We start from the raw sequence: 25,534 nt of genomic DNA, 5'->3' as shown, positions 1-25,534 counted from the left end.
TTCCTGTTACAGCACTACGCAAAAAAACAGTCATAACTATTTATCCAATAATTTTAGGCATCGATTCACTTTGATTCTAGGTTAGATATCACACAGCATTCCATATAGTTCTTGAATCTATATCATATGGAGTTCATTAGAACATTTTAATATATGTTAAATCATTACCAGCGATTTCCATGTATATTTATTCTAACTGCTATACTTTATAGATAATTAATTATTGGAGATTTAGTTTATGTTTGGTACAAAAAAAGATAAAAACCATATTATTCATGGTGAACTAGAGGAAAGTTACGGTGAGGCTCTGGAGTCACCTGACCATAAATTTAATGATACTGCAAGAAAATACGCATCCAGAGCAAGTGATGCAGTGCGAACCAGTACAGATAACATCAAGAGTCAGATAGAGTCCAATCCAATAACTTGCGTCGCCGTAGCCGCGACTACCGCATTTATAATTGGCTTTTTGTTGGGCCGCCGTTAAAGCATAAATGGCTCATACCGAGCCATTTATAACGTAGAACACTTAACCAGCGAAAATAAAAACTCACAGTTTATATTTTTTAAATTCATTCACACACAGTTCTCATCGATTTCTCATCACATAATAAACCGCCTAGATTACGACGGTTTATTATGATACATATCATTTAGGAGAATCCCTGTCAATTTCGGGATTCTCTGGCTCTGAGGGTTCTCCATCATCTGGATAAATTGGTTTATCTTCTCCAGGGAAGGGTAAATCTTCAGGTATCGGTTCAACTATATCAGGACGGTCTGTCATAAAACCACCTTTAACTTACTAAGAAAACAACAAAGCATTATGTTTACTTTTGTGTTTTTTTAGTTTTATTCTTTTCCTCATCATCATTTTTTCTATCCTTGTTCTTAGATTGATCAGGAGATATGTTCATTGAGTAAAATTTCATGGAAAACTCCAATTTATTTTCCAGCACGTCGCTGTGGTTATAGTATAGTAAAAAAAACCATAAAGAATTAACGAGGCGGTTATTATCTCGGACAAACACGTTCATGTCATTAATTAATGAGAAATTAAAAAAACACACTTACAATTAATTTACATGATCCGATAGGGCGAGATTATTTTTATGCTTTCTAATTACCCGCATCGCTTCCAACCGGCCTCTGCCTTTTTATCTCTTCAATTTATCTAATCCCTGCAAGTTGGTTGTTTGCCTTCTCTATTGCTGCAAGAAGAGGTTTAATCCAGATTACGATCTCGCAGTACGTCAGCGCACTGGAGGTAATGGAGCTACCACCGGCTGGGTCAGCGTTCCCGGTATCGGGGTGTATTGCGCTGGTACGTAAACTGTTCGCATAGTTGTCTGATGTTCTTTCACTCAAATGGTCGCAAGTAAGCGAGGAAGGCATTTTATTCAGTAAGGAAAGACCGGGACTAAGCAAATAAAGGTCTGGACCGAACGGCTTCATAACGCCATCGAACTTGCAAAGACTTTGGACGGACGGGAAACGGTCATCTGTAGCAGGAAAAAAACCAGATAGAAAACTGCCGTGTACTTTTCATCATCTCAAAGCCAAGGGAATATCGGATTACGAAGGCTAGAGTAAGTAAAAGCAAGTATTCTCAGGTCACAAAACTGAAAGCCAGGTTGTGGTTTATGACAGAAAAGTGAAAATTTCTCCCACATTGGATCTTCCAGTATTGGGCAAATCAGAAGATGATGATGGCGAGTTTTATACCAAGTGAATATACCAACACTATACCAAGTGTGACATGAGTCGTTGAAAGGAAGTGTGCTAAGTGCTTGAATAGTGGCGGAGAGAGGGGGATTTGAACCCCCGGTAGAGTTACCCCTACTCCGGTTTTCGAGACCGGTCCATTCAGCCGCTCTGGCATCTCTCCGTTTTGGCGGTTGCCATGATGCCAGGTAATTTGGCATTTTAACAGACCCAGTTCCGTCAATTTCGTTCAAGTGACGAGTTTGCGAGCAAAACGATGATTAAGTGGCCCTGGAAAGAACAAGAAGCAACCCGGAGTGACGATTGGCCGTGGGACGACGCCCTGGCTATTCCCCTTTTGGTGAATCTCACCGAGCAAGAACAAGCCAGACTTATTGCCCTGGCCGAGCGCTTTTTACAACAAAAAAGATTAGTCGCTCTTCAGGGGTTTGAGCTGGACCCGCTAAAAAGTGCGCGCATTGCTCTGCTATTCTGTTTACCTGTTCTGGAAATGGGGATTGAGTGGCTCGACGGGTTTCATGAAGTTCTCATCTACCCTGCCCCATTTGTCGTAGACGATGAATGGGAAGACGATATTGGGCTGGTGCATAATCAACGCGTGGTACAGTCCGGGCAGAGTTGGCAACAAGGCCCGATAATCCTCAACTGGCTTGATATTCAGGATTCCTTTGATGCCTCCGGCTTTAATCTGATCATCCATGAAGTGGCGCACAAGCTTGATATGCGTAATGGCGATCGTGCCAGCGGTATTCCGGCGATTCCCCTGCGCGATATCGCCGGTTGGGAACACGACCTGCATGCTGCAATGAACAATATTCAGGATGAGATCGATCTGGTTGGAGAAACTGCGTGCAGTATAGATGCCTACGCAGCGACCGACCCTGCTGAATGCTTTGCCGTGCTATCGGAGTATTTTTTCAGTGCTCCTGAATTATTTGCTCCGCGTTTTCCTGCCTTATGGCAGCGTTTCATCCAGTTTTATCGCCAGAACCCCATGGAGCGGTTACGCGATACCCGGGGAGACGACGATTATCGCTCACCAAACACGCATTAACACTGAATTTGAAGATTAATTAACCAATTGAAATGACGCGCTAATTTTACTGTTGACACCTCATGATGAGGTCAGTAATATGCGCCTCGTTCACACGATTCCTCTGTAGTTCAGTCGGTAGAACGGCGGACTGTTAATCCGTATGTCACTGGTTCGAGTCCAGTCAGAGGAGCCAAATTTAAGAAGCCCGCTTAAGGAAACTTAAGCGGGCTTTTTGCTTTTCATGTCTGTGTAAAAGCTGCCTCTATAAGCGCTCAGTCTGCCATAACTCCCTATTCCATGCCGCATCACATCGTTGATTAAAGTTGTGTAAATGTAAATCGTTTAAACTTTGCAATTATTGTAAGTGCTAGTGATTATCATTTATTGTACGCGAGCCAAAAGAACGAGCCCCGACTCGGTTCACTGCATGTTCCAATTACTCTGGGATAAAAACGATGAATGCTCTGACTCGCACCGGATTGCGCCGTATCACGCTTGCCTCTGCCCTCCTCTTCTCTGTCAGCCTGCCGGCTTTCGCTCAGGAAACGTTAACGCTTTACACCACCCGTGAACCGGGCCTGATCCAGCCTTTACTTGATAGTTGGACTAAAACCAGCGGTATCAAAGTAAGTACGGTCTATATCAAAGACGGTATGCTTGAGCGTGTTAAGGCTGAAGGCAAAAACTCCCCTGCCGACCTGCTGATGACCGTCGATGCCGGAAATCTCATCGATTTAGTGGAAGCCGGTGTAACCCAGCCGGTAGAGTCAGAAGTACTGAAAGCCGCCATTCCTGCGAATCTGCGCGGCGCGGATAATCAGTGGTTTGCGCTTTCTATGCGCGCTCGCGTGCTGTATGCCGAGAAGTCGCTGCCAATCGATAACTGGCATTACGAACAGCTCGCCAGCCCTGAATACAAAGGAAAAGTCTGTATTCGCTCCGGCCAGCATCCGTACAACACGGCGCTGATCGCCGCGATGATTGCCCATCATGGCGAAGCCAAAACCGAAGAATGGCTGCGCGGCGTGAAGGCTAACCTGGCACGTAAAGCCACCGGCGGCGACCGCGATGTTGCCCGCGATATCCTCGGCGGAATTTGTGATATTGGTCTGGCTAACTCCTATTACGTCGGTCATATGAAGAACGCCAAAGAAGGCAGCGATGCGCGTCAGTGGGGCGATGCCATAAAAGTCGTTAAACCCACCTTTGAAAATGGTGGTACGCACGTCAACATCAGCGGTGCAGCCGTTGCCCGCTATGCGCCGAATAAAGCCGATGCCGTTAAGCTGATGGAATATCTGGTTTCCGCGCCTGCCCAGCAGCAGTACGCGAAAGCGAACTTCGAATATCCGGTACTGAAAGGCGTAACGCTTGACCCGGTCATTAGCGCCACAATCGGTGAAATCGACGTCGATAAAACACCGCTCACCGAGATCGTGAAGTATCGTAAACAAGCTAGTTTGCTGGTAGATAAAGTTGGATTCGATCAATAAATCGCTGCAGTTTCCGACGTTACGCGGCCTGGTTTCCGGGCCGCAGTCATTATTAACGCCGTTGCATCTTGGCGCGTTGTGCGTCGCGCTTGGCGTCCTGACCCCCATCGTTGCGCTGATCTGGCAGGCTACCCAGGCTGATTTATCCCACTGGGATAATCTTATGACATATGTACTGCCTTCAGCGCTCAAAAACACCGTGCTGTTGCTAGCGGGTGTCGCGATAATGGTTGGCGTTATTGGCGTAGGCAGCGCATGGGCGGTAACGGCATGGGATTTCCCTGGGCGAAAAATTCTCAGTTGGGCGCTGCTGTTGCCGCTGGCAATGCCGACCTACATCGTTGCCTTTGCATGGCTCGATCTGCTGCATCCGATTGGCCCCCTGCAAACCTTTATCCGTTTCATACTGGGCTTTGACAGCCCGCGACAGTTCCGCCTGCCCGATTTACGTTCCCTTTCCGGCGCAATAATCCTGCTCGGATTAGTACTTTATCCTTACGTGTACCTGACAACCCGCGCCATGTTTATCAGCCAGCCGGCCCATCTGTTGGAAGCAGCGCGTACGCTGGAATGCAGCGCGACCGGGACCTTTTTTCGTGTTGCACTCCCCATGGCACGCCCGGCACTGGCCGTCGGGATCAGTCTGGCGCTGCTGGAGACGCTTAACGATATTGGCGCGTCGGAATTTCTCGGGGTACAAACGTTAACCGTTACCGTATACACCACGTGGATCTCTCGCTCTGATTTATCTGCCGCAGCGCAAATCGCCTGCATGATGCTGATGTTTATATTCTTTATTCTGACGCTGGAATTTTATGGCCGCAGAAAACAGGGATTCAGCAGCCGTAGCCTGCGGGAAATTCAACCCACCCGCGTGCAAGGCTGGCGTGGCTGGCTACTCGGTGTCGTTATTTCGCTGCCGGTTGTGCTGGGCTTTCTGGCCCCGGTGCTGTTTTTAATCTGGGAAAGCGCCAAACGTATAGGTGACGAGAGCCCTATATCCTCCTCGTTACTGGCTGCATTACAAAATACGTTATCACTGGCCGCGGGAACCACGTTGGTGGTGGTTTGCGTCAGTATGTTGGTGGCCTGGAGCGCGCGGCATAGCGCCGCAGATAACGCGATGCCAGGATTTCGCCGTGGTGTGATGCGTCTGGCTTCTTTAGGCTACGCGGTTCCCGGTACAATTCTGGCGATTGGTTTTTTAACCCCCGCCATGGCAGTCGACCGCTGGCTGGCAGATTTACTGGATGTTCGCGGCCTGCCGCTGATGTCTGCGGGGATCCTGCTGGTAATTTGTTGTGCCATGCGTTTCCAGGCGATTGCTATCGGCGCACTGGATTCCGGCCTGGGCCGCATTCCGCCTTCGCTGGAGCAGGCTTCTCGTCTGTTGGGTGAGAATGGTGCCGGCACATTTGCACGAGTTCATTTCCCATTGCTGCGCCCGGCGTTAGTGAGTAGCGCCCTGCTGGTTTTTGCCGATGCTATGAAAGAACTGCCAACAACGTTGCTGTTGCGCCCGGTAAACTTCGAAACGCTGGCAACGTTGCTGTATGCAGAAGCCGCCCGTGGAACCTATGAAGAAGGTGCTATCGCCGCGCTAATGATTGTTTTAGCTGGCACGCTACCGGTTATTTTGTTGGTGCGTCACCAGATGACTCGCCGTGGTTAAGAGAGTAACAATGTCAGAAATTGCATTACGACTCCAGGATGTGCATGTTGCCTACGGCAACAGCCAGCAATCGGTGCTGAGCGGTTTTTCAATGTCGGTACGTAAAGGAGAGATCGCCTGTCTACTGGGCGCTTCAGGTTGCGGAAAAACCACCGTGTTACGCGCAGTTGCCGGATTTGAACGGCTGAGAAGCGGAGAGATCTATGTGTCGCAGCGCCGCGTTGCCGGTTCCGGTGTTCATCTGCCGCCGGAAAAACGGCATGTCGGCATGGTCTTTCAGGAATATGCGTTATTCCCTCACCTGACGGCGCAACAAAATGTGGCCTTTGGGTTACGACGTATGCCGCGTGAGCAGCAGCAGGTCCGGGTGGCGGAGCTGTTAAAAATGGTGGAGTTGCACAGTCATGCCAGCCGTTATCCGCATGAACTGTCCGGCGGTCAACAGCAGCGTATCGCTCTTGCGCGCGCGCTGGCGCCGCATCCGGAAATCCTGCTGCTCGATGAGCCTTTCTCCAGCCTTGATAAGCGCACGCGTGAGCGTCTTGGCAACGAGGTGCGGGATATTTTGCGTGCCGCCGGGCAAACGGCACTGCTGGTTACACACAGCGAACACGAGGCGCAGCTAATGGCAGACCATATTGGCGTGGTAAAAAAGGGACAATATCAAATTAAAAAAGCGACCCACCCAGACTAAAGGTCACAGGGTCGCCTTGAAAATTAGTAATGGGTCTGAATCAGACTGATATTCACCGGCATGCCGGAGCGTCTTTCCAGTGCCTGATTTCCGCGACTCATATCCACGTCATTCCCGCTGATGAAGGTGCGCAGCGCGGGGGTGACTGGCAAGGGAACTTTTCTGTCAGACTCGTATTCCGACCGGTTTCGTGACAGTGGTTCATGCACTTCCACCCAGCGACTACCGTCCGGCTCTACGCTGTATTTCACCGGTCGGTCTATCAGTTGCACACGCGTCCCTACCGGTACGGTATCAAACAGATATTTAATGTCGTCATTACGCAAACGGATACACCCCTGACTTACCCGCAGACCAATACCGAAATTCGCATTTGTGCCATGAATGGCATAAAGCCTGCCGATATAAATCGCATACAGTCCCATCGGGTTATCTGGCCCGGCAGGAACAAACGCCGGCAGGCTTTCCCCACGTGCTGCGTATTCGCGCCGGGTATTCGGCGTAGGCGTCCAGCTTGGTGCTTCCTGCTTACGTTCTACCGCCGTCACCCAGTTACGCGGCGTTTCTCTGCCCGCCTGGCCAATGCCAATGGGTAAAACCTCAACCGTATTGCTGCCAGCGGGATAATAGTAAAGGCGCATTTCTGCGACGTTGATTACGATCCCCTCGCGTACAGTATCCGGTAATATCAGTTGCTGTGGCACAACCAGCGTAGAGCCAGACTTAGGCAGAAAAACATCCACGCCGGGATTGGCCTCCAGCATATTGCTCAACCCCTGTCCGTACTGCGCGGCAAAAGCTTCCAACGGCTGAGTGTTTCCTGAAGGTACCGTAATGGTCAAAGGGCTCCCCACCAGGCGACTGCCTTCAGGCGGGAGCGGATAACTCACCGCCTGCGCGCTCTGACTCACGAGCAGCATAATGAGTGAACAAAGCAGTTTCACACGACGCATCTTTTTCCTTTCCTTCGCCGCAGCAGATATCCGTTAATTATAGCTTTTATTATCTGTTTTAGTGGGTTACGCCTAAAATCCGCATAAAAAAACCCGCCATAAGGCGGGATCAGGAACTCACGTAACTATGCTTCCTTACCATCCGGAAGCACAATATTGCTGGCGGCAAGCTGCCCCATGTTGTTGTACATTGCACAGGCGGCTTCAACAATCGGCATCGCCAGCGCGGCCCCGCTGCCTTCGCCCAAACGCATCCTCATATTGAGATACGGCTCCAGTTCAAGATGCGCCAGCGCGGTGCGAGCCCCCTTCTCGGCGGAGAAATGTGACGGGATCAGGTAAGGTTTAATCTGCGGCGCAATCTGGCAGGCCGCCAGCGCAGCGGAATAAGAGAGAAAACCGTCCAGCACGACCGGCAGGCCGCAGGAGGCCGCCCCCAACATCACACCCGCCATGCCGACCAGATCAAACCCGCCTACCTTAGCCAGCACATCAATACCGTCATTGCGATCCGGTTGATTGACGGCAATTGCTCGCCGCACAACATCGACTTTATTGCCTACTCTTGAAAGCGGCAGGTTAGCGCCGATACCCACTACATCCTCGGCATCGCTGCCGGTCAGTACGCTGACGATTGCCGCCGCTGGTGTCGTATTTGCCATACCAAGTTCACCGACGCCAAACAGCGTTACGCCATCTTTGGCCAGCTCATGGGTATAGCGGATAACCTCCAGCAGCAGTTCCTCGGCCTGCGAACGACTCATTGCCGAGCCTTGTGCAATATTGCCGCAACCGCGCGCCACACGCATATTCACCACGCCAGGGATAAGCTCAGCATCGATGCCGACATCAATCACATGTACCTTTGCCCCCGCCTGAGCGGCCAGCACACAAACGCCTGTCGTGCCACGCGTCATATTAGCAGCCTGAATAGCCGTGACGATTTTAGGCGAAACAGCAACCCCTTCATCCCATACACCGTGATCGGCGCACATCACCAGCATCGCTTTGCCATTCACATGCGGTACGCCCTTCAGACCCGGCATTCCGGCCAGTTGCACGGCGAGCGACTCGAGCCGACCAAGACTTCCTGGCGGTTTAAGCAAGCCATCGACATGCTGCTGTGCACGCAGCATCGCAGCACTATCAGGTGAAGGGATTGCGTGGAGTAAAGAGGTTAAAGTCTGCATAAGGGTTCCAGTATGTTGGCTGACTCAGAGCAGAGCCAGCAGGAAAATCAACTCGCCAAGTTCAATGGCTGCGCCCAGCGTATCGCCGGTCTGCCCACCCAACGTGCGTTTTAATAACTGCCCAAGAATAAAAATCGCCACTATCGTAACAACCAGCGCCGCCACGCCGCGCATGCCAGGAAGAAGCACGGCAGCCAGGATCGCCGCGAATCCCAACGTGACGCAGGTTTGACGCCCGGTGACTTTACCGATAAAGACGTTGCCCAGCCCTTCTTCGCGGGCGTAGCGATGTCGATACATCAGCAAAACAGCGGTACCCCGCCCGGCGACACAAGCGGCAGCAAGCGCCGCCAGCATCGGCGTGCCCCGCAAAGCCAGTTCGCTCACCACCAGCACTTTCGCTAGCAACACGAAAATTAACGCCAGTCCACCGTGGGTCCCCAGGCGGCTGTCACGCATGATTTCCAGCATCCGCTCGCGTCGACGGGCCGAAAAAATACCGTCACAGGTATCCGCCAGACCGTCGAGATGAAATCCCCCGGTCAATAACGCCAGCGTGAGGACTGCAAACAGGGCCGCCAACGGCACCCCACACCAGGGCTGCAGCGCCATAAAGACCAGCCCCGTCAGCCCTCCCAGCACCACGCCAATTAGCGGGAACATCACAATGCCACGTGAATAGTGCTCGAAATCCAGTCCTTGCGACCAGCGAGCAGGAACGGGCAAGCGACTAATAAAAGAGAGCATTGCCCAGAACAACTTACTCATTTAATTTTGACTCCAATTCCTGATACCACCAGCCAGACCTCATCAGCCGCCGCCGCCAGTCGCTGGTTCACGCGTCCTGCAATATCGCGAAAATGCCGTGCCAGACGGTTCTCCGGAACAATCCCCATTCCGACTTCGTTAGTGACCAGCACAACCCTGGCCGGACAGCGCTGACAGGCTGCAATCAGCGAACGAATTTCATCCTCAATAGATTGCTCCATCGCCGCGTAATCCCAGCTATCCGGGTCGCTGTCACCGCCCAGCGCAAACAGCAGGTTAGTCACCATCGTGGTGATGCACTCCAGCAGAATGGCTTCTTGTGGATCGTTTGCTGCCGTAATCAGTTCATCGAGATGTTGCCAGCGTTCGGCTGTACGCCAGTGCGCAGGACGTCCGTCACGATGATGCTGAATTCGCGCAGCCATCTCCTCATCAAAAATCTGCGAAGTCGCGATATACAAAACGTTTGGAGAATCTGCGATCAGCGCTTCCGCATGCCGACTCTTGCCGCTTCGCGCGCCGCCAGTCACCAGAATCATCATACTGGCTCCCGGTGTTGCTGCATGATGGTATAAATTTTCTCAATATCGATGTGTTGCCGCATCGCATCCGCCAGCAGATCAAACTGCTGCGATTTATATTGCGCGTAATGGAAGGTGGAATCCAGCGGCGCTAACCCTTTACGTTCTCGCAGGCCATTAACCAGCGCACGGGTAAATTCATCGCTGTCGAACAGACCGTGAAGATAGGTGCCGAACGCCAGGCCATCGGCAGTGACCGCGCCATCAGCCACGTTACCGCCGTCTTTACGCAGCGTCATCACCGACCGGCATTCTTCAGTTAATGCCGTTTCGCCCATATGAATTTCATAACCGCGAACGGATAATCCCGCGGTACCCGCCAGCCAGTCCGGCAGCGAGGAGGACATTTGTCCTTCAACCAGGGTCGTGGTTTTGTGCTGGGCAAAATGCGTTACGGTATTGAGCAAGCCCAGACCCGGCAACGTACCGAGTCCTGACTCAACTTCATCAATGATGGTTTCGCCGAGCATTTGATAGCCACCGCAAATCCCCACTACGGGTACGTTATTACGATGTAATTGCACCACGCCATGCGCCATCCCGCTTTCACGCAGCCACACCAGATCGCCCAGGGTGTTTTTGCTGCCGGGTAGAATCACCAGATCGGCCCCCGCCAACTCTTCAGGCTGGCGAACATAGCGCACGCGCACATCCGGCTGTGCGGCAAGCGCATTGAAATCAGTAAAGTTAGAAATGTGTGGTATCTGAACAACGGCGATGTCGATGTCGCGTTTGTCTGTGCGCAAATATTTGCCCTTTTGCAGCGCAACGCCATCTTCATCTTCCAGATCAACGTCCAGCCATGGCATGACGCCCAGGACCGGAACGCCGGTCAGCGCTTCAATTTGCTCAATCCCGGAATACAGCAACGCCACATCACCGCGAAACTTATTGATGATCACCCCTTTTACCCTGGCGCGTTCATGGTCGTGCAGTAGCGCCAGCGTGCCGTAAATGGAGGCAAACACCCCGCCGCGGTCGATATCCGCCACCAGGACGACAGGGCACTGTGCCATTTCAGCCATCCCCATATTGACGATATCGCGATCGCGCAGGTTAATCTCAGCCGGGCTTCCCGCCCCTTCCAGTACCAGCACATCGAACTCCTGCGCCAGACTGTTATAAACAGACAGGATTTGATCCCGTAGTTTCGGTTTGTACTCGTGGTAGCTCACCGCATCCATATCGGTTGCCACTTTGCCCATCAGCACAACCTGCGCTTTACAATCGCTGGTCGGCTTAAGCAGCACCGGATTCATACGCACATCTGGCGTAATACCGGCGGCCTCAGCCTGAAAAATTTGCGCGCGGCCCATCTCTTTGCCCTCTGGCGTAATGCCAGAGTTCAGCGCCATGTTCTGCGATTTGAACGGTGCGGTACGCAGTCCATCCTGATAAAAAATTCGACACAGACCGGCGACCAACACGCTTTTACCTACATCAGATGCCGTTCCCTGCAACATTATTGCCTGCGTCATGACGCCTCCTTCAGTGCGTTCTCTCGCATACAGCTAAAAAATTCAGCCTCTGTTTTACACAGCGGGAAGCCCAGCTCGGTATGCAGCTTCACCAGCCAGGGCTGAGTTAATCCCGCTTGTTCAATAAGATCCGTCCGGGCAAACACATCACCCGGCGAGCCGTGCGTTAGCACTTCACCCCGGCGTAAAACGTACACTGCATCGCTGACTTCATAGATAAGATCGATATCATGGCTGGAGATAACCACGTGGTTTCCTTGCGCTACGATGCGTTTGATTATCTCAATCATCTGCGTGCGGCCTGATGGGTCAAGGCCCGCAGTAGGTTCATCCAGTAGCAAATACTGCGCCTGCAACACCAACGCCCCGGCAATCGCCACACGTTTTTTTTGCCCGTGACTTAAACACTGAATTGGTTGATGGCGAAAATGCTGGGCATCAACCAGCGTGAGCGCATCATCCACCCGGCGGGAGATTTCAGTCTCATCCACCCCAAGGTTGCGCAGGCTGAAGGCAATATCGCTGTCGATATCGGTATAAAAAATTTGCTGATCGGGATCCTGAAATACGGTTGCCACCTGCTGACGCAGCGCCAGCAGGCCGCGCTTGCTGTAATCCAGCGGTTTGCCTTGCCACATCACCGCGCCTTCCTGCGGGCGCAGTAAACCACTCAGGTTCATAAACAGCGTGGATTTCCCGCAGCCATTAGCACCGACCAGCCCGGTGACGGCATGCGTTGAAAAGTCCAGCGTTAGCCCTTTGAGGATCGGGTCATCCTGATAGCGAAACCAAAGCGCTGAAGTGGCAAGCATACTTTTCCTTACAGGTGAAAATCACCCTGATACAGTTTGATATCCAGTGTGGTGGTCATTTGCTGGTAGCGGATCAACACGCGGGTAAACAGCAATCCCACCAGCATCGCCAGCGAGCGATAGCCCAACGGCAAGCTACGATAACCAAAACGTAGCGTTTGTGCGCGATGAATAGCCAGCGCCTCGTCTAACAGGATAAAAATAAAGCGCCAGGTTAGCAGGATCTGCTCAGTGAGCAGGCGAGGAACGTGCGCGCGTTTGAGTAAGATAATCAATTGCGGAAACGGCAGATTCAGTACCAGCCAGAACGTTGCCGCCAGCGCAGCCAGGCTGCGCCAGAAGGTTTCATTGGCGGTGACAAGCCCTGGCGCGCTAACGCCTAACCAATAGTTTCCAACGGGGATGCTGGCCAGCAGCGTCTGCGGATCGCGGCTAAAACTAAACAGAATGGTCACGACGCCGACCGTCAGAAAACCAAACGGTAATGCCATCCAGCGACACCAGCGCCAGAAGGAAATGCGCAGCAGCCAGCAGCTCAGCGCGGCAATCAGTAACAGCTCAATACCCTGCCCCAACGGGGGCAGAGTAAACGCCAGAATCATCATCATCAGCCAGAGCAGAAATTTCCGCACGGGTGAGACATGAAACCAGCGGCTTTGATAGCTAAGCCTGTCAAGCCCGGTCATCACGGCGTTGCCTGCCCTTGGTGTAACCCAGAATGTAGAAAATCACGGCTGCGCCCAGCGATCCCTGAAGCGTAAACAGCAGGCTTTCAATCTCACCGCTTGCCGGTTCATACAACGGCTGGAACCACGGCTCATAATGTGGGGCAATTGCCTGAATCTGACTCTCCGCCTCACCGTCTGAGCCACCGTACTCTCCACCATGGTTGATAAAGAACGGCAGGATCACCAGCGCCACTACCATCCCTAACAAAATCAGCGTCTTTTTCATCGTTAATGTCCTTGAGCGGTAATCAACTGCCGTTTGGTTAACTGGTCATAAATCATTACGGTGAGCAGACCTTCCGCTATCGCAATTGGGATCTGCGTCAGGCAGAAAATCCCCATGAACTTGATGATTGAACCCGTAGCACCGGCGGATGGGTCCGGGAACGCCACGCCCAGTTGCACCGAGGTCACGAAATAGGTGACGAGATCCGCCAGCATCGCGCACAGGAAGACGCAAACATCACGACGCAACCCCGCACGGCAGGCCATTTTCCACACCATGTAACCCACCACCGGGCCAATCACCGCCATCGACATGCCGTTAGCGCCAAGCGTTGTCAAACCACCGTGCGCCAGTAACAGCGCCTGGAACAGCAGGACGATTGCCCCGAGGATTGCCACCACGCCCGGTCCAAACAGGATAACCGCCAGGCCTACCCCGGTAGGGTGCGAACAACTTCCGGTAACAGAAGGAATTTTCAGCGCCGACAGCACAAAAATAAACGCGCCGCACAGAGCCAGTAACACTTTTTGGTGACTATCTTCCTGCACGATTTGGCGCAGCCGCACCAGCCCGTACCACAGGCACGGCAAAAACAGCAGCCACCAGGCCAGCGCCCACATCGGCGGCAAGAAACCTTCCATTATGTGCATGGCGAACGCTTGTTCAGGAACAACCATCAGTAATAGCGCCGCAGCCAACCCGCTGAAAGACAGCTGTTTTAGCTGTTGTTCAAGCTTCATTGTGCATACTCCCACTGTTTATTGACCAGAATGGTCGAGAAATAAGGCAGCGGCTGATCGTCGCTCACCTCATCGAGATGACGCCAGCACTGTTCACCCGGCAGCGTGGCTTCAGACATCATCAATGCACAGCCCAACAAACCCTCTTGTTGCAGCAGCGCTTTGATGCGCGCAAAACGACCGTATACCTTCATCAGCACCAGACTGTCATGCTGCTTTAACGCCTGCTGGATTTCCGCTTCCGGCGCGGTACAGGAGACCACGGCCAGTGACTGTTGCTCCATGGCGAGCGGCGTTTTTGAGCGCGCGGCAATCGCAGCAAAAGAGGTCACGCCCGGGACGATTTCTAACCAGTCAGGACAGCCAATACGCTGGAGTAAAAAAACCCAGGTGCTGAACAGCATGGCGTCGCCAAGTGTAATAAAGCCCACTTGCTTACCCGCTTCGACTTCCTGAACCAGCGCGGCCGCAACGTCATCCCATACCGCCTCTTTTTCGGCGCTGTCAGCACTCATAGGAAAATGGCAGCAGCGAACTTCGGTCTGCTCGCCGATATATTCACGTACGATCGACAGCGCCAGACTGTCGCCACCTTTACGCCCAGCGGGCGCATAGAGAATATCCAGCGTACCCAGCGTGCGTGCGGCCCGCACGGTGATAAGATCGGAAGCGCCTGGCCCGGTGCTTAATGCGTACAGTTTTCCGCTCATGCTGCTTCCTCCAGCGCCACATTAAGCGCCTGTTGTAAATGCGCCACGAACATAGCGCGAACCGCAGGATTCTCACCCAGACCACTGAGCCACGGCGTAGCCGGTATCCCGGCCGCATTGAACAATGTTTTCCAGGAATCCTCTTCGTCAGAGGCCATATCATTGATGGCATGATCGCCAGCAACTAACATCAGCGGCATCAGATGCACCGCCGTCACCCCTTCCTGAGACAAACTTTCAATCAGCACATCGACTTCCGGGTAGCTTTCCACCGCCCCAACCCGCGCCGGGTAGCGCTGTGCCGTCATCATATGGTCGAGGCAGGCATAGGCGGCAAAGGCATGATGGCTGGCACCGTGTCCCATAAACACCACTTTTTCATTTTCGCCAAGCACCGGCATTTGCTGTTGCAGCGCCAGCATCAGCTGGGCGTAATCGTCATGGCTGCTCAGCAGCGGAACACCCAGCGTCAGGCGAGAAAAAAGCGGGCGCATGCTTTGCACTTCGCGGACAATTTTTTCGTATTCATCACCGTTAATAATGTGCAACGACTGAATAGCCACGTCCTGATACCCCTGATCCGCCAGCTTTTGCAGCGCCTGCAGCGGCGTGTCGATCTCAATGCCGTCGCGCTGCTTGAGCTTGCGGATAATCATCCCGGAGGTAAACGCCCGAAACAGGTCGCGGTCAGGGCAACTGGCTGCGAGATCGCGCTCGCAAGCCACAATATTTTTCTCACAGGTGTCGTGATAGCTGGTGCCAAAGCTGACCACCAGAAGCGCCTTTTTCATCTCTAACTCCTTAAGCAGCGGCCAGCCAGCGCGTTAAACGCGCCCCAAAGGCGGCCTGACTTTCCAGTAACTCTTCTCCCGTCACCAACGGTGCCGGACGTGTAATCACGATGCAGGGGATACCAGCATCCAGACAGGGTTGAACTTTTTCCTGATAACCACCTTCCGCACCGGATGCCTTAGTGATCACCACATCAGCCTGACACTGGCGATAAAACGCAGCGTTGAACTCGGCGCTAAACGGCCCGCACAATGCAAAAATCTCACCGACGCCAAATCCCAGGTCCGCGCATTGCTGAATAACCTCGGGTACAGGCAGGACGCGCGCCAACAGCGTTTTTTCAGGCAACCCTTCGCGCCAGATAGCCAGATCTTTACTGCCGGTCGTCAGCAGCACGCGGTCACCGAAACGGCGCGCAACCTCGCAGGCTTGCTGAATACTCTGTACGGTATAAAGCTGCGGATGGGTTAAACCGCTCAACTGCTCAGGACGTTGATAGCGGCTCAGCAATACCCCCGCTGCTTCGCAGGCGTTCATGATGTTGCGGCTCACCACCTCGGCATACGGATGCGAGGCGTCTATCACCCAGCGCGTCTGATTTTCCTGTAGCCAGGCAATCATTTGTTCGCGCTCCAGACGCCCGCAGCGCACCTGACCTTTGATATCTCCCGCCAGCTGCTTCCCCGTTGGGGTCGCAACTGACAGGGTGTAGGCCACATTGGCTGCGTCCAGTTGCTGGCACAGCATGCGCGCATCGCTGGTACCGCCCATGACCAACACATCACCGTAATTCACAGCACATAACCTCGTGGCGTGATCATCAGGCCGTCCTGAACATAGGTTGTTTTGTTGCCAACGATCACAAGGCTGGTCATATCAACCGGTTCAAAGTCCATTTCACCCAGGGTGGTCAACCATTTTTCCTGTTTTTTACGTCCGGCTGACTTCACAATACCCACCGGCGTTTGCGCGCTCTTGCTGGCAGAAAGCAGCTCAAATGCGCGCGCCAGATGACCTTCGCGACCCCGACTGCGCGGGTTGTAGAAACAGATTACAAAGTCTGCTTCGCCGGCAGCCACTATGCGTTTTTCGATAACTGGCCACGGTGTTAACAGATCGCTTAAGCTGATGTGGCAGAAGTCGTGCATCAACGGCGCGCCCAGCAAAGAGGCGGCGGCAATGCTGGCCGTCATTCCTGGGATCAGCCTGACCTCAACGTCTAGCTTTTGCTTGCTGACCAGCTCAAGCACCAGCCCGGCCATACCGTAAATCCCTGCATCACCGCTGCTGATCAGCGCCACATTGTGACCTGCCTGCGCCAGTTCGATCGCCGCCTGGCAGCGTTCAATCTCTTTGCACATCCCGGTTTTGATCACCTGCTTGTCGCCAGTGAACGCTTTTACCAGGTGGGTGTAGGTTTTATAGCCAACGATGATTTCCGCTGCCTGCAATGCTTCAACGGCTTCCATGGTCATCATTGCCTGCGAGCCAGGGCCAATTCCAATTACGCTTAACATCAGTGTGAAACTCCCAAAGTGATAGTGACGCCCTGTTCTCGCAGGGTCTCGCCTAACAGTTTTCCGTGGCTCAGCAGCCAGGCTGCAGGACCGGAAACGCTCCCTGTACCCACCGTTTTGCGAACAAACGATGAGGCCGGAAAACGGTGTTCATGCTCACGCAGCGCGTCAGCAGTAAAGGTTTCGAAAGGAACGCGACAGCACGAAGCCAGTTGGATAAGTCCCTGTTCATCTTTTTTCAGCGTGATACTGCCAATCGCTTTTAGCGCCAGCGGATCGAGCTGTTGGGCTTCGAGTTGCCTGGCAAGCAGCGCGGCCAGCAACGGGAACGGCGTGTCACGACGACAACCAATTCCGGCCACAACACGTTGTGGCACCAGCTTCCAGTGCGGAACAGGCAGATCGGGCAAATTGGTGCGTAAGGTGATACACACCAGCGCATCCAGTTCAGGAAGCTGATTGAGATCGGTTACCGTGATAAATCCGCGCCGGTCGCAATGACTGACATCCTGCGTCAGTTCATCATCCCACCACAGCCCCACCCGCCTATTACTGACCAGCATCTGATTAACGATCTTCACCGCCGAACGGAAATCACTCATCCGGGCATTCAGTTGAAATGCCAGCGTATCCAGTGCCGCCATATCGTTGACATCCGTCGCAGTGGTGATCACCGGATCGGCGCCCAACATGCCCGCCAGATACCGCGCCAGCGCATTGGCACCGCCCGCGTGACCGGAGAGCAGGCTAATGACATGCTGGGCGCGTTCATCAATGACCACCACCGCCGGATCGCAAAATTTGTCGTTGACCAGCGGGGCCAGCACGCGCACCGCAATGCCGGTCGCACCGATAAAAATCAGCGCCGAGTAATTCGCAAACGCTTCGCGGGCGGTATTCGCAAAGCCGTTTTCGAAAGGAATGAATCCCTCCTCCAGCAGCTTTTCACTGGTAAAACAGGTGACCGGCAGCATGGCCGCCAGACGTTTTGCCAGCGTAACGCCTCCCGGGGTCAGGCAAAAAAGCGCAATTGACTCAGGCTTTACGGTATTCATGGCTAAAGTCCGCCGCATAGAGTTTGGAGTAGTGATACTCCGAGCCCAGGAAATTACCGACCAGAATAAGGGCCGTTTTACGGATGCCCGCATCACGAACCTTGTCACCAATATCCGCCAGGGTACCGCGCACAGTCTGGCTTTCCGGCCAGGTTGCCTTGTAGATCACCGCCACGGGCGTGGTCGCCGGATAACCGCCTTCAATCAAACGCTCGGCCACACGATGAATACGCTGAACGGACAGATAAATCGCCATAGATGTCTGGTGACTGGCAAATGACTCCAGCTGTTCGCGCTCCGGCACCGGCGTGCGTCCTTCCAGGCGGGTAATGATCAGGCTCTGTGAGACCTCAGGCACGGTATACTCAACGCCCAACTCCGCCGCCGCACCAAGGAATGCACTGACGCCGGGCACAACCTGCCAGTCAATCCCGCGTTTGGTCAGTTCCTCGCCCTGCTCGCGCACGGAACCGTACAGCGAAACATCGCCGGTTTGCAGACGCACCACGGTCTTACCCGCTTTCACTCCGGCTTCCATCAGATCAAGGATCTGCTCCAGATGCAGTTCAGCGCTGTCGTGGCATTCAGCACCAGCAGGACAATATTCCAGCAGTTCGGTGTTAATCAGCGATCCGGCGTAGATAACAACCTGCGCCTGCTGTAGCAACCGGTAACCTTTGAGGGTAATCAGCTCGCGATCGCCAGGACCTGCGCCAACAAACCACACGTTACGGGGATCAAAAATCTCAGACATGGTTTCCTTCCTTCTGACAGGCGATAACAAATACGGGGTTATTCGGTTTGAAATAGTGACCACTGCCAAGCGTGGTAAGCGAGGAAACCTGTAGCTGCAGGCAATCCACTCCCGGTACGCCAAGATGGTCCAGATGTGCCAGCGCGGTGTTGAGGTTTTCCTGGAGGATGAATGTCATCACCAGCCGCCCTGCGGGATGCAATTGACGCATTGACCAGTCAATCAGTTCAGTCAAATGGCCACCGCTGCCGCCCATGAAAATGGCATCGGCTTTTTCAGCGATGGTCATCGGCGCAACACCGGGAAAAATGTCGATGTTTGCACAGGCAAAATGCTGGCGGTTTTCATCCAACAACCTGAGCGCCGCCGGGTTACGCTCGATTGCCGTCACGCGCAATCCAGGGTATTGCAGCGCGGCTTCTATCGACACGCTGCCAGTTCCCGCGCCAATATCAATCAGGTGACTGGCGCGGTGTAATTCAAGTTTTGAGAGGGCAAGTGCACGTACCGCTTCTTTGGTCATCGGCACTTTCTCTCCACGTAAAAACAGCTCATCTTTCATCAAGGATCACCACTGCATTCATGTCATAGTCGGCGTTAACTTCGTTCACAGGCAGGAAATGGATCCGTTCGTTTTCCATTGCCAGGTTTTCGCCAATCACCATCCAGCGATGTCCCTTGCCTCGTGCAATGAGCTGCTGCGCAATTTCACGCGGGCCACACTGCGCATCTGTCACCATCGCCACCTTGTTATGTCGCGCCAGTTCATCGAAACAGACGCTGCGACCATGGCTACTGGTCAGCCACATATCGTTCATATCAATACCGGACTGCGCACACAGGTACTGCACCGCGCTAATACCGGGAATAATGCGCACATTTTCAATACCGAAATGCGCCACCATGCGCGTCCCGATGCCGTAAAACAGCGGATCGCCAGATGCCAGCACCACAACGCGTTGCTCCTGGTGCGCGCAAATCCAGTTCAAGAGTTCGAGAATATTGGCGCCGAGAACAAACTGTTCACCGGTAAAATCCGGGAATTGCTGCAAATGTCGCTTTCCACCGACCAGAACATCAGCCGTTGCGACCGCTTCGCGCGCAGCAGGCGTCATCAAATGCAAACCGGCTGGCCCCATCCCTACAACGGTTAACATTGCATCTCCTCAGCAATCTCTGCGACCGGGCGATTACTTCCAAGCACCTGATTATCAAAAGAGAACATGATGGCGTCACAGGTCGGGGGATTTTTGGTAAAGCGCAACGTTTGCAGGACGCGCATACAGATGCGCTTAGCCAGATGGTTGTAAATGTGCTGAAAACCGTATGCTTCTATGTGTTCCATCGCCGCCTCGGTGGTATCGCAGTCGCTGACCAGCGTGAGCAGTTCCAGCGGCGCACCCAGTAACGCGAGGTGGGCCACCAGCGTTTCCATGCGAGCATCGGCAATATGGCTGTGGGTATGAAAGATCCCCGCCGCAATTTTGACGAGCTTACCAGGGTGTCCCACCAGCACAATTTGTCGGAACCCCAGGCGTACGGCTTCTTCAATCATGTAGCCGACAAAATTGCTCATAGTGACCACAACCTGGGTGTCGATCCCCATCTGCTCACGCACAAAACGTTCGCCGTGGTTTCCTGGCACCAGTACGACACGCTCCAGCCCCGCCGCTCGTTTAATTTCCAGTTCCAGCGACAGTGAACGTTTCCAGCTTTCTTCTGACATCGGCGTGACGATCCCAGTCGTACCAATGATCGAAATGCCGCCCAGAATGCCAAGGCGGGAGTTGTAGGTTTTTTGTGCCCGCTCTTCGCCTTCCGGCGCGAAAATTTCAATTTGCGCCCCACGATTCGGACCAATCGCCTCACGAACCGCAGACTCAATGGTCTGGCGAGGTGTGCGATTAATCGCCGAACTGCCCACTGGCAGGCCGATCCCTTTGCGGGTTACCGTGCCAACGCCTTCCCCGCCCTGAAGGGTTATCTCTTTGCTATCGTTTAACGTCACGCGGGCAAAAATCAGCATGCCGTGGGTGGCATCCACATCATCGCCACCGTCTTTGCGGATGGCGGCTATCGCCTGCTGTCCTTCGATATGCGGTGACTCTACGTTCAGACACAGCGTCACACCTGATGGCGTCACGATAGAAACCTGATGGATCAGGTGCTGGCGCAATACCATCAGCGCCGCCACTTTTGCCGCCGCCGTCGCGCACGATCCCGTGGTATATCCTTTACGCAGCGCTTTACCGTTGTGCCACACCGGCGTATCGAAGGACTCGCTCATCGCGCCCCCTGCATGTGATAAAGCATGGCGTTGACGATCGCGGCGGCAACGTTACTTCCCCCTTTACGACCTAACGCAGCAATGGCGGGTAGATTGCTTTGGGTCAGTGCATCTTTCGACTCTTCTGCACCGACGAACCCAACCGGTACGCCAACGACACCACTGACGTCCACATCATGCTCAAGCAGGCGGAACAGCGCTGTCGGCGCGTTGCCAAACACAAACAGCTTTTCACCCTCTTCCTTCACCGCAATGTCAACGGCTGCCATTGACCGGGTAATGCCCTGCTCTTTTGCCGTCCGCACGACCCGCGGGTCGCTGATGTAACAGCGGCATTCGCCACCGAATTTTGCCAGCAGCGTTTTATTAATCCCGGAAAGGGCCATAGTGGTATCGGTATAAATCACGCTCGAACGGCTAAGCGCCGCACAGAACTGCTCCAGCACATCACTGGAAAACCACAGAATGTCCAGCCAGTCGAAATCCGCTGTCGTGTGAATGACCCGCTTGATAATGGCTTCATGTAACGGGCTGGCAAACTGATAGTCCGGGCGGGTTTCACGGATGATCTCGCCAATAATGTCGAAACTTTTGGCCTCAATCGCCTGGGGTTGCTGGATATATTGCATTGTGTTGTCCTCAGGCTACACCGACCAGCAGCCACCGCAGCGCAATAAACAGCGCCAGTGCCAGCATCGATGCCACCCACATCAATCGAATCGTATGGGAAATGTCGTCTACCGAAATGTCGCGTTGTGCATCACCGATCCACGGTTTCTCAACGCGCTCGCCAAAGTAGTCATTAGGACCACCCAGACGAATTCCTAATGCCCCGGCAACGGACGCTTCTGACCACGCGCAGTTTGGGCTGCTGTGGTTGTAGCGATCGCGCCAGCCAATCTGCAAAGCACGCGCGCCGTCCTGGCGACATAAAAATGCCGCTGCGCCCAGCAGCAGCCAACTTAGTCTCGCGGGAATATAATTTGCGACATCGTCCAGACGAGCGCTGACCATACCGATAGCGCGGTATTTTTCATGTTTGTAGCCCACCATGGAGTCAAGGGTGTTTACCGCTTTGTAGGCCATCGCCAGAGGCGCACCGCCGAGGAGCAAGAAGAACAGCGGCGCGATGATGCCATCAACGGTGTTCTCTGCCACGGTTTCCACTACGCCGCGATTGATCTGCTGTGGCTGTAATTGCGAGGTATCTCGTCCCACAATCCATGACAGCTTTTCCCGACTTGCAGCAAGGTTACCGGCACGTAGCGGACGCTCGACATCCTGCGCGGCATTTGCCAGGCAGCGCCCGGCCAGCACGGTAAAGATCATCCAGACTTCCACCACCCAACCAAGCCAGGGATGAATAGAGTGCGCCAGCGCCAGTACTCCCCAGGACACAGCCCAGGTCAGCCCCACCACCACAATCCACATCACCGCGCCACCGATGCGTAGCGCACGGTCGCTATGGCAGTAACGCCGAACAACCCGTTGCACCGCAGAAATCAGATTGCCAATCCAGCGCACCGGATGCGGCCAGTTCTGCGGATCGCCGATGATAAAATCAAGCAGCCAGGCAACACACCACGCGAGGATGGTCATAGTGCGCTCCTCGCGGCTGCCAGCCAGTGGTTAAGCATCTGCGGACGTTGAGCAAAATGAACGTGTAGATAGCTGGCAAAGGTATTTCCCACCTGCCAGCCGCCGGACCAGGCTTGCAGCGTTTTGCCATCGCGCACTTTGCGACAGTTCATCACCGCGGAGGTTTCAGGGGTAAAATCGGAGTAGTGGAATTCATGTCCGCGCAGCACTTCGCCTTCTGCAGCTAACAACGTCTGCTGCGCGGCCTGCGCTTCGCAGTAGCCAAATCGGGTCAGACGTTTTCCCATTTTGCTGTGACCGGGAATGATATCCGCCATCAGCCAGGTATCACCCTGGCTGTCTTCCAGCGAACTGCCGAGATACATCAGCCCCCCGCACTCGGCATAAATCGCGACACCCTGCTGGTGCGCCGCCCGCAGTTGGTTAAGCATTGCAATATTACGGGCCAACGCCGCAGCATGTAACTCAGGATAGCCCCCCCCCAGCCAGATCATCTGACAGTCGGGTAAACAGGTGTCGTGCAACGGGCTAAAACGGACAATCTTAAGCCCCGTGCGCTCCAGTAGCGTAATGTTGTCCGGGTAGTAGAAATTGAACGCTTCGTCATCGGCGATGGCAAGCGTTAGCCCTGCCCCGGCGTCTGCGGCGGGCAGCGCTGGCCATTCACCCGCAGGAAGCGTGTCTAACTGGCTTAATCTCAGCAGCGCGTCGATATCAAGGGTTTGCTCCAGCGTCGCAGCAAACGCCTGCCACGGCTGCTGGTTGATAACCGACTCACGCGCGGTAACCAAACCCAGATGACGCTCAGGAAGCGCAACGCCTTCCATACGGGGAACGTAGCCTAAGACGGGTACAGCGCAGTAACGCTCAATTGCCACTTTCAGGAGCTGGTAATGCGTTTCGCTGTTAACCCGATTAACAATAACGCCGGCAATATTCAGGGTTGGATCAAAATGCTGAAACCCCATTACCGTCGCGGCGATCGAGGTGGAAACGGCTTTGCCATCAACCAGTAGGATAACCGGACAGCCTAACTGTTTGGCCATCGCGGCGGTGCTGCAGTAGTTTGGGTCGGTGCCATATCCGTCATACAACCCCATAACGCCTTCAATAACGGCGATATCCGCATGTTTCATGTGCTCGCGAAATAAAGCATTCAGGGTGGGGACGGGAAGCATGAAGCTATCAAGATTGCGGGAAGCAGTGCCGCATACCGCGGTATGCCAGCCAGTATCAAGGTAATCGGGGCCTACTTTGCAAGGCTGGACGCGTAAACCGCGTTTTTTCAACAAGCTCAACAAGCCCAGCGTCACCGTGGTTTTACCACAGCCGCTTCCGGTACCTGCAAGAACAAAAGCGTGAAAATTGGCCGCCATACCCTGATCCTGTTCAGGGTGGTAGGGGTGTAAAGATACCCAGTCTCTCGACTGTATGCATCTGAACCACCCACTTCCCACCGAAGTTGTTGGTAGTCACTGACAGGCAGGTCTTCTGGCTTAGCGTCATCCTCACCCGTCCTTCCCAATCTTGCGATCAGTGGTCAATACGGGGTCGTCAGCATCACAGCAGCGGGGGCTGCGGGGGATTCTCACCCCCTTCCCTACCACAAATGTGGCAAACCTGTCAGTTCAAGAGCCTGATTAATTAAGCTCTCTGTTATGAGGTAAATTCACGACCTCATGACAATAATTCAATTTAATATCTTGCCGGGTTCATTCAACCAATTACCTGGCATAAACCCACTTATTCATATGCTCGCATTCTGAATGAAAGTGCCAACAAAGAATAAAGAAAGTCATTCACAGAGACACTGTATCTCATCACAAAAATAAAAACTGGTGCAGTTTATCCCTCTAATACTAATATTTTGTTGCGCTATGACAATTTATTGACTGCTGTCGCTACTTTTCATTTTATAATGACTGGCGGTGATGCTGCCAACTTACTGATTTAGTGTATGATGGTGTTTTTGAGGTGCTCCAGTGGCTTCTGTTTCTATCAGCTGTCCCTCCTGTTCAGCTACTGACGGGGTGGTGCGTAACGGCAAAAGCACTGCCGGACATCAGCGCTATCTCTGCTCTCACTGCCGTAAAACATGGCAACTGCAGTTCACTTACACCGCTTCTCAACCCGGTACGCACCAGAAAATCATTGATATGGCCATGAATGGCGTTGGATGCCGGGCAACCGCCCGCATTATGGGCGTTGGCCTCAACACGATTTTCCGCCATTTAAAAAACTCAGGCCGCAGTCGGTAACCTCGCGCATACAGCCGGGCAGTGACGTCATCGTCTGCGCGGAAATGGACGAACAGTGGGGATACGTCGGGGCTAAATCGCGCCAGCGCTGGCTGTTTTACGCGTATGACAGGCTCCGGAAGACGGTTGTTGCGCACGTATTCGGTGAACGCACTATGGCGACGCTGGGGCGTCTTATGAGCCTGCTGTCACCCTTTGACGTGGTGATATGGATGACGGATGGCTGGCCGCTGTATGAATCCCGCCTGAAGGGAAAGCTGCACGTAATCAGCAAGCGATATACGCAGCGAATTGAGCGGCATAACCTGAATCTGAGGCAGCACCTGGCACGGCTGGGACGGAAGTCGCTGTCGTTCTCAAAATCGGTGGAGCTGCATGACAAAGTCATCGGGCATTATCTGAACATAAAACACTATCAATAAGTTGGAGTCATTACCATGACTGGCATAGCGCCCTATATCAAAAA

The 25,534-nt window shown here is 53.6% G+C and carries 28 protein-coding genes, 2 tRNA genes, 1 pseudogene and 1 riboswitch; of the genes and pseudogenes, 8 read left to right on the top strand and 23 right to left on the bottom strand.

Features of this window, described 5'->3' with window-relative positions:
- Positions 1–238 precede the first annotated feature (238 nt).
- Entirely contained in the window at positions 239–487 is a 249-nt protein-coding gene (locus tag HV334_RS10000) for a CsbD family protein (RefSeq protein WP_072034090.1), read from the top strand.
- A gap of 162 nt (positions 488–649) precedes the next feature.
- Here the strand turns inward: HV334_RS10000 and HV334_RS09995 are convergent, their stop codons facing one another.
- Positions 650–787, bottom strand: coding sequence for a hypothetical protein (locus HV334_RS09995; RefSeq protein ID WP_153690256.1), 138 nt, complete (start codon positions 785–787; stop codon positions 650–652).
- Positions 788–1,339: 552 nt separating this feature from the next.
- Here HV334_RS09995 and HV334_RS25285 point away from each other — a divergent pair.
- Positions 1,340–1,732 (top strand): annotated as a pseudogene (locus tag HV334_RS25285) (integrase); the annotation flags it as partial.
- 66 nt (positions 1,733–1,798) lie between these two features.
- Here HV334_RS25285 and HV334_RS09990 read toward each other — a convergent pair.
- Positions 1,799–1,888 (bottom strand) — tRNA-Ser (locus HV334_RS09990).
- A 93-nt stretch (positions 1,889–1,981) separates the two neighbouring features.
- Between HV334_RS09990 and mtfA the strand changes: the two genes are divergently transcribed.
- The 5 genes from mtfA (at position 1,982) to HV334_RS09965 (ending at position 6,620) form a co-directional block, all read left to right on the top strand.
- On the top strand, positions 1,982–2,779 hold the full coding sequence (mtfA, locus tag HV334_RS09985; RefSeq protein ID WP_047357950.1) for a DgsA anti-repressor MtfA: 798 nt from the start codon (positions 1,982–1,984) through the stop codon (positions 2,777–2,779).
- A gap of 99 nt (positions 2,780–2,878) precedes the next feature.
- Positions 2,879–2,954: transfer RNA gene (locus HV334_RS09980), tRNA-Asn, on the top strand.
- Between the two features lie 262 nt (positions 2,955–3,216).
- Positions 3,217–4,254 carry an extracellular solute-binding protein gene (locus HV334_RS09975; protein ID WP_181221604.1) on the top strand — a complete coding sequence of 346 codons (1,038 nt, stop codon included), beginning with the start codon at positions 3,217–3,219 and terminating at the stop codon, positions 4,252–4,254.
- Positions 4,238–5,926, top strand: coding sequence for an iron ABC transporter permease (locus HV334_RS09970; RefSeq protein ID WP_181221602.1), 1,689 nt, complete (start codon positions 4,238–4,240; stop codon positions 5,924–5,926). Before HV334_RS09975 ends, HV334_RS09970 begins: the two co-directional genes overlap by 17 nt.
- Positions 5,927–5,936: 10 nt before the next feature.
- Entirely contained in the window at positions 5,937–6,620 is a 684-nt protein-coding gene (locus HV334_RS09965) for an ABC transporter ATP-binding protein (protein WP_016153508.1), read from the top strand.
- A 23-nt stretch (positions 6,621–6,643) separates the two neighbouring features.
- Here HV334_RS09965 and ldtA read toward each other — a convergent pair whose 3' ends face one another.
- From ldtA to HV334_RS09860, 21 genes are all read right to left on the bottom strand, one after another.
- Entirely contained in the window at positions 6,644–7,573 is a 930-nt protein-coding gene (ldtA, locus tag HV334_RS09960; RefSeq protein WP_016153509.1) for a L,D-transpeptidase, read from the bottom strand.
- A gap of 125 nt (positions 7,574–7,698) precedes the next feature.
- Positions 7,699–8,763, bottom strand: a complete 1,065-nt coding sequence (gene cobT / locus HV334_RS09955) for a nicotinate-nucleotide--dimethylbenzimidazole phosphoribosyltransferase (RefSeq protein WP_181221601.1) — start codon at positions 8,761–8,763, stop codon at positions 7,699–7,701.
- Between the two features lie 24 nt (positions 8,764–8,787).
- Positions 8,788–9,531 carry an adenosylcobinamide-GDP ribazoletransferase gene (gene cobS / locus HV334_RS09950; protein ID WP_019077089.1) on the bottom strand — a complete coding sequence of 248 codons (744 nt, stop codon included), beginning with the start codon at positions 9,529–9,531 and terminating at the stop codon, positions 8,788–8,790.
- Positions 9,528–10,073 (bottom strand): bifunctional adenosylcobinamide kinase/adenosylcobinamide-phosphate guanylyltransferase, encoded by a 546-nt coding sequence (cobU, locus tag HV334_RS09945; RefSeq protein WP_016153512.1) that lies wholly within the window; start codon positions 10,071–10,073, stop codon positions 9,528–9,530. Before cobU ends, cobS begins: the two co-directional genes overlap by 4 nt.
- Positions 10,070–11,590 carry a cobyric acid synthase gene (locus HV334_RS09940; protein ID WP_103766449.1) on the bottom strand — a complete coding sequence of 507 codons (1,521 nt, stop codon included), beginning with the start codon at positions 11,588–11,590 and terminating at the stop codon, positions 10,070–10,072. Before HV334_RS09940 ends, cobU begins: the two co-directional genes overlap by 4 nt.
- Positions 11,587–12,402, bottom strand: coding sequence for an energy-coupling factor ABC transporter ATP-binding protein (locus HV334_RS09935; RefSeq protein WP_016153514.1), 816 nt, complete (start codon positions 12,400–12,402; stop codon positions 11,587–11,589). Before HV334_RS09935 ends, HV334_RS09940 begins: the two co-directional genes overlap by 4 nt.
- Positions 12,403–12,410: 8 nt before the next feature.
- Entirely contained in the window at positions 12,411–13,088 is a 678-nt protein-coding gene (locus HV334_RS09930; RefSeq protein WP_103766451.1) for an energy-coupling factor ABC transporter transmembrane protein, read from the bottom strand.
- Positions 13,075–13,356, bottom strand: coding sequence for an energy-coupling factor ABC transporter substrate-binding protein (locus tag HV334_RS09925; protein WP_006683999.1), 282 nt, complete (start codon positions 13,354–13,356; stop codon positions 13,075–13,077). The genes HV334_RS09930 and HV334_RS09925 overlap by 14 nt, the downstream gene beginning before the upstream one ends.
- Positions 13,357–13,358: 2 nt before the next feature.
- Positions 13,359–14,096 carry a cobalt ECF transporter S component CbiM gene (gene cbiM, locus HV334_RS09920; RefSeq protein WP_016153516.1) on the bottom strand — a complete coding sequence of 246 codons (738 nt, stop codon included), beginning with the start codon at positions 14,094–14,096 and terminating at the stop codon, positions 13,359–13,361.
- Positions 14,093–14,806 (bottom strand): cobalt-factor II C(20)-methyltransferase, encoded by a 714-nt coding sequence (locus HV334_RS09915; RefSeq protein ID WP_016156863.1) that lies wholly within the window; start codon positions 14,804–14,806, stop codon positions 14,093–14,095. Before HV334_RS09915 ends, cbiM begins: the two co-directional genes overlap by 4 nt.
- Positions 14,803–15,597 (bottom strand): sirohydrochlorin cobaltochelatase, encoded by a 795-nt coding sequence (locus HV334_RS09910; protein WP_016153518.1) that lies wholly within the window; start codon positions 15,595–15,597, stop codon positions 14,803–14,805. Before HV334_RS09910 ends, HV334_RS09915 begins: the two co-directional genes overlap by 4 nt.
- A 10-nt stretch (positions 15,598–15,607) precedes the next feature.
- Entirely contained in the window at positions 15,608–16,393 is a 786-nt protein-coding gene (locus HV334_RS09905) for a cobalt-precorrin-6A reductase (protein ID WP_047357942.1), read from the bottom strand.
- Positions 16,390–17,115, bottom strand: a complete 726-nt coding sequence (locus HV334_RS09900; protein ID WP_003030278.1) for a precorrin-3B C(17)-methyltransferase — start codon at positions 17,113–17,115, stop codon at positions 16,390–16,392. The genes HV334_RS09905 and HV334_RS09900 overlap by 4 nt, the downstream gene beginning before the upstream one ends.
- Entirely contained in the window at positions 17,115–18,170 is a 1,056-nt protein-coding gene (gene cbiG / locus HV334_RS09895; protein WP_103766454.1) for a cobalt-precorrin 5A hydrolase, read from the bottom strand. Before cbiG ends, HV334_RS09900 begins: the two co-directional genes overlap by 1 nt.
- Positions 18,151–18,924: a cobalt-precorrin-4 methyltransferase gene (locus HV334_RS09890; protein ID WP_174329146.1), complete on the bottom strand. Its 774-nt coding sequence runs from the start codon at positions 18,922–18,924 to the stop codon at positions 18,151–18,153. The genes cbiG and HV334_RS09890 overlap by 20 nt, the downstream gene beginning before the upstream one ends.
- Complete coding sequence (locus HV334_RS09885) at positions 18,917–19,486, bottom strand: decarboxylating cobalt-precorrin-6B (C(15))-methyltransferase (protein ID WP_016153521.1); 570 nt, start codon at positions 19,484–19,486, stop codon at positions 18,917–18,919. Before HV334_RS09885 ends, HV334_RS09890 begins: the two co-directional genes overlap by 8 nt.
- The gene (locus HV334_RS09880) at positions 19,476–20,081 is read right to left on the bottom strand and encodes a cobalt-precorrin-7 (C(5))-methyltransferase (RefSeq protein WP_019077093.1); all 606 of its coding nucleotides are present in this window, start codon (positions 20,079–20,081) and stop codon (positions 19,476–19,478) included. Before HV334_RS09880 ends, HV334_RS09885 begins: the two co-directional genes overlap by 11 nt.
- Positions 20,075–21,211, bottom strand: a complete 1,137-nt coding sequence (cbiD, locus tag HV334_RS09875) for a cobalt-precorrin-5B (C(1))-methyltransferase CbiD (RefSeq protein ID WP_016153523.1) — start codon at positions 21,209–21,211, stop codon at positions 20,075–20,077. Before cbiD ends, HV334_RS09880 begins: the two co-directional genes overlap by 7 nt.
- A complete protein-coding gene (locus HV334_RS09870; protein WP_103847945.1) occupies positions 21,208–21,840 on the bottom strand; it encodes a cobalt-precorrin-8 methylmutase in 633 nt (210 codons plus the stop codon). The genes cbiD and HV334_RS09870 overlap by 4 nt, the downstream gene beginning before the upstream one ends.
- 10 nt (positions 21,841–21,850) lie before the next feature.
- Positions 21,851–22,810 carry an adenosylcobinamide-phosphate synthase CbiB gene (gene cbiB / locus HV334_RS09865; protein WP_047357938.1) on the bottom strand — a complete coding sequence of 320 codons (960 nt, stop codon included), beginning with the start codon at positions 22,808–22,810 and terminating at the stop codon, positions 21,851–21,853.
- Entirely contained in the window at positions 22,807–24,186 is a 1,380-nt protein-coding gene (locus HV334_RS09860; RefSeq protein WP_103766455.1) for a cobyrinate a,c-diamide synthase, read from the bottom strand. The genes cbiB and HV334_RS09860 overlap by 4 nt, the downstream gene beginning before the upstream one ends.
- An 87-nt stretch (positions 24,187–24,273) precedes the next feature.
- A riboswitch (cobalamin riboswitch) is annotated at positions 24,274–24,449 on the bottom strand.
- A 343-nt stretch (positions 24,450–24,792) separates the two neighbouring features.
- On the opposite strand from HV334_RS09860, the gene HV334_RS09855 reads away from it, so the two are divergent.
- Positions 24,793–25,490, top strand: a protein-coding gene (locus tag HV334_RS09855) for an IS1-like element IS1B family transposase (RefSeq protein ID WP_095033700.1) whose coding sequence is annotated in 2 segments (ribosomal slippage) — positions 24,793–25,042 and positions 25,042–25,490 — 699 coding nt in all. Because the reading frame shifts where the segments join, the coding sequence is not laid out codon by codon here.
- Positions 25,491–25,534 lie beyond the last annotated feature (44 nt).

The organism is Citrobacter sp. RHBSTW-00944 (assembly GCF_013615435.1).
Classification (GTDB): domain Bacteria; phylum Pseudomonadota; class Gammaproteobacteria; order Enterobacterales; family Enterobacteriaceae; genus Citrobacter; species Citrobacter braakii.
The sequence above is the reverse complement of the archived record's forward strand: the minus strand, read 5'-3'. Positions and strand labels throughout refer to the sequence as shown.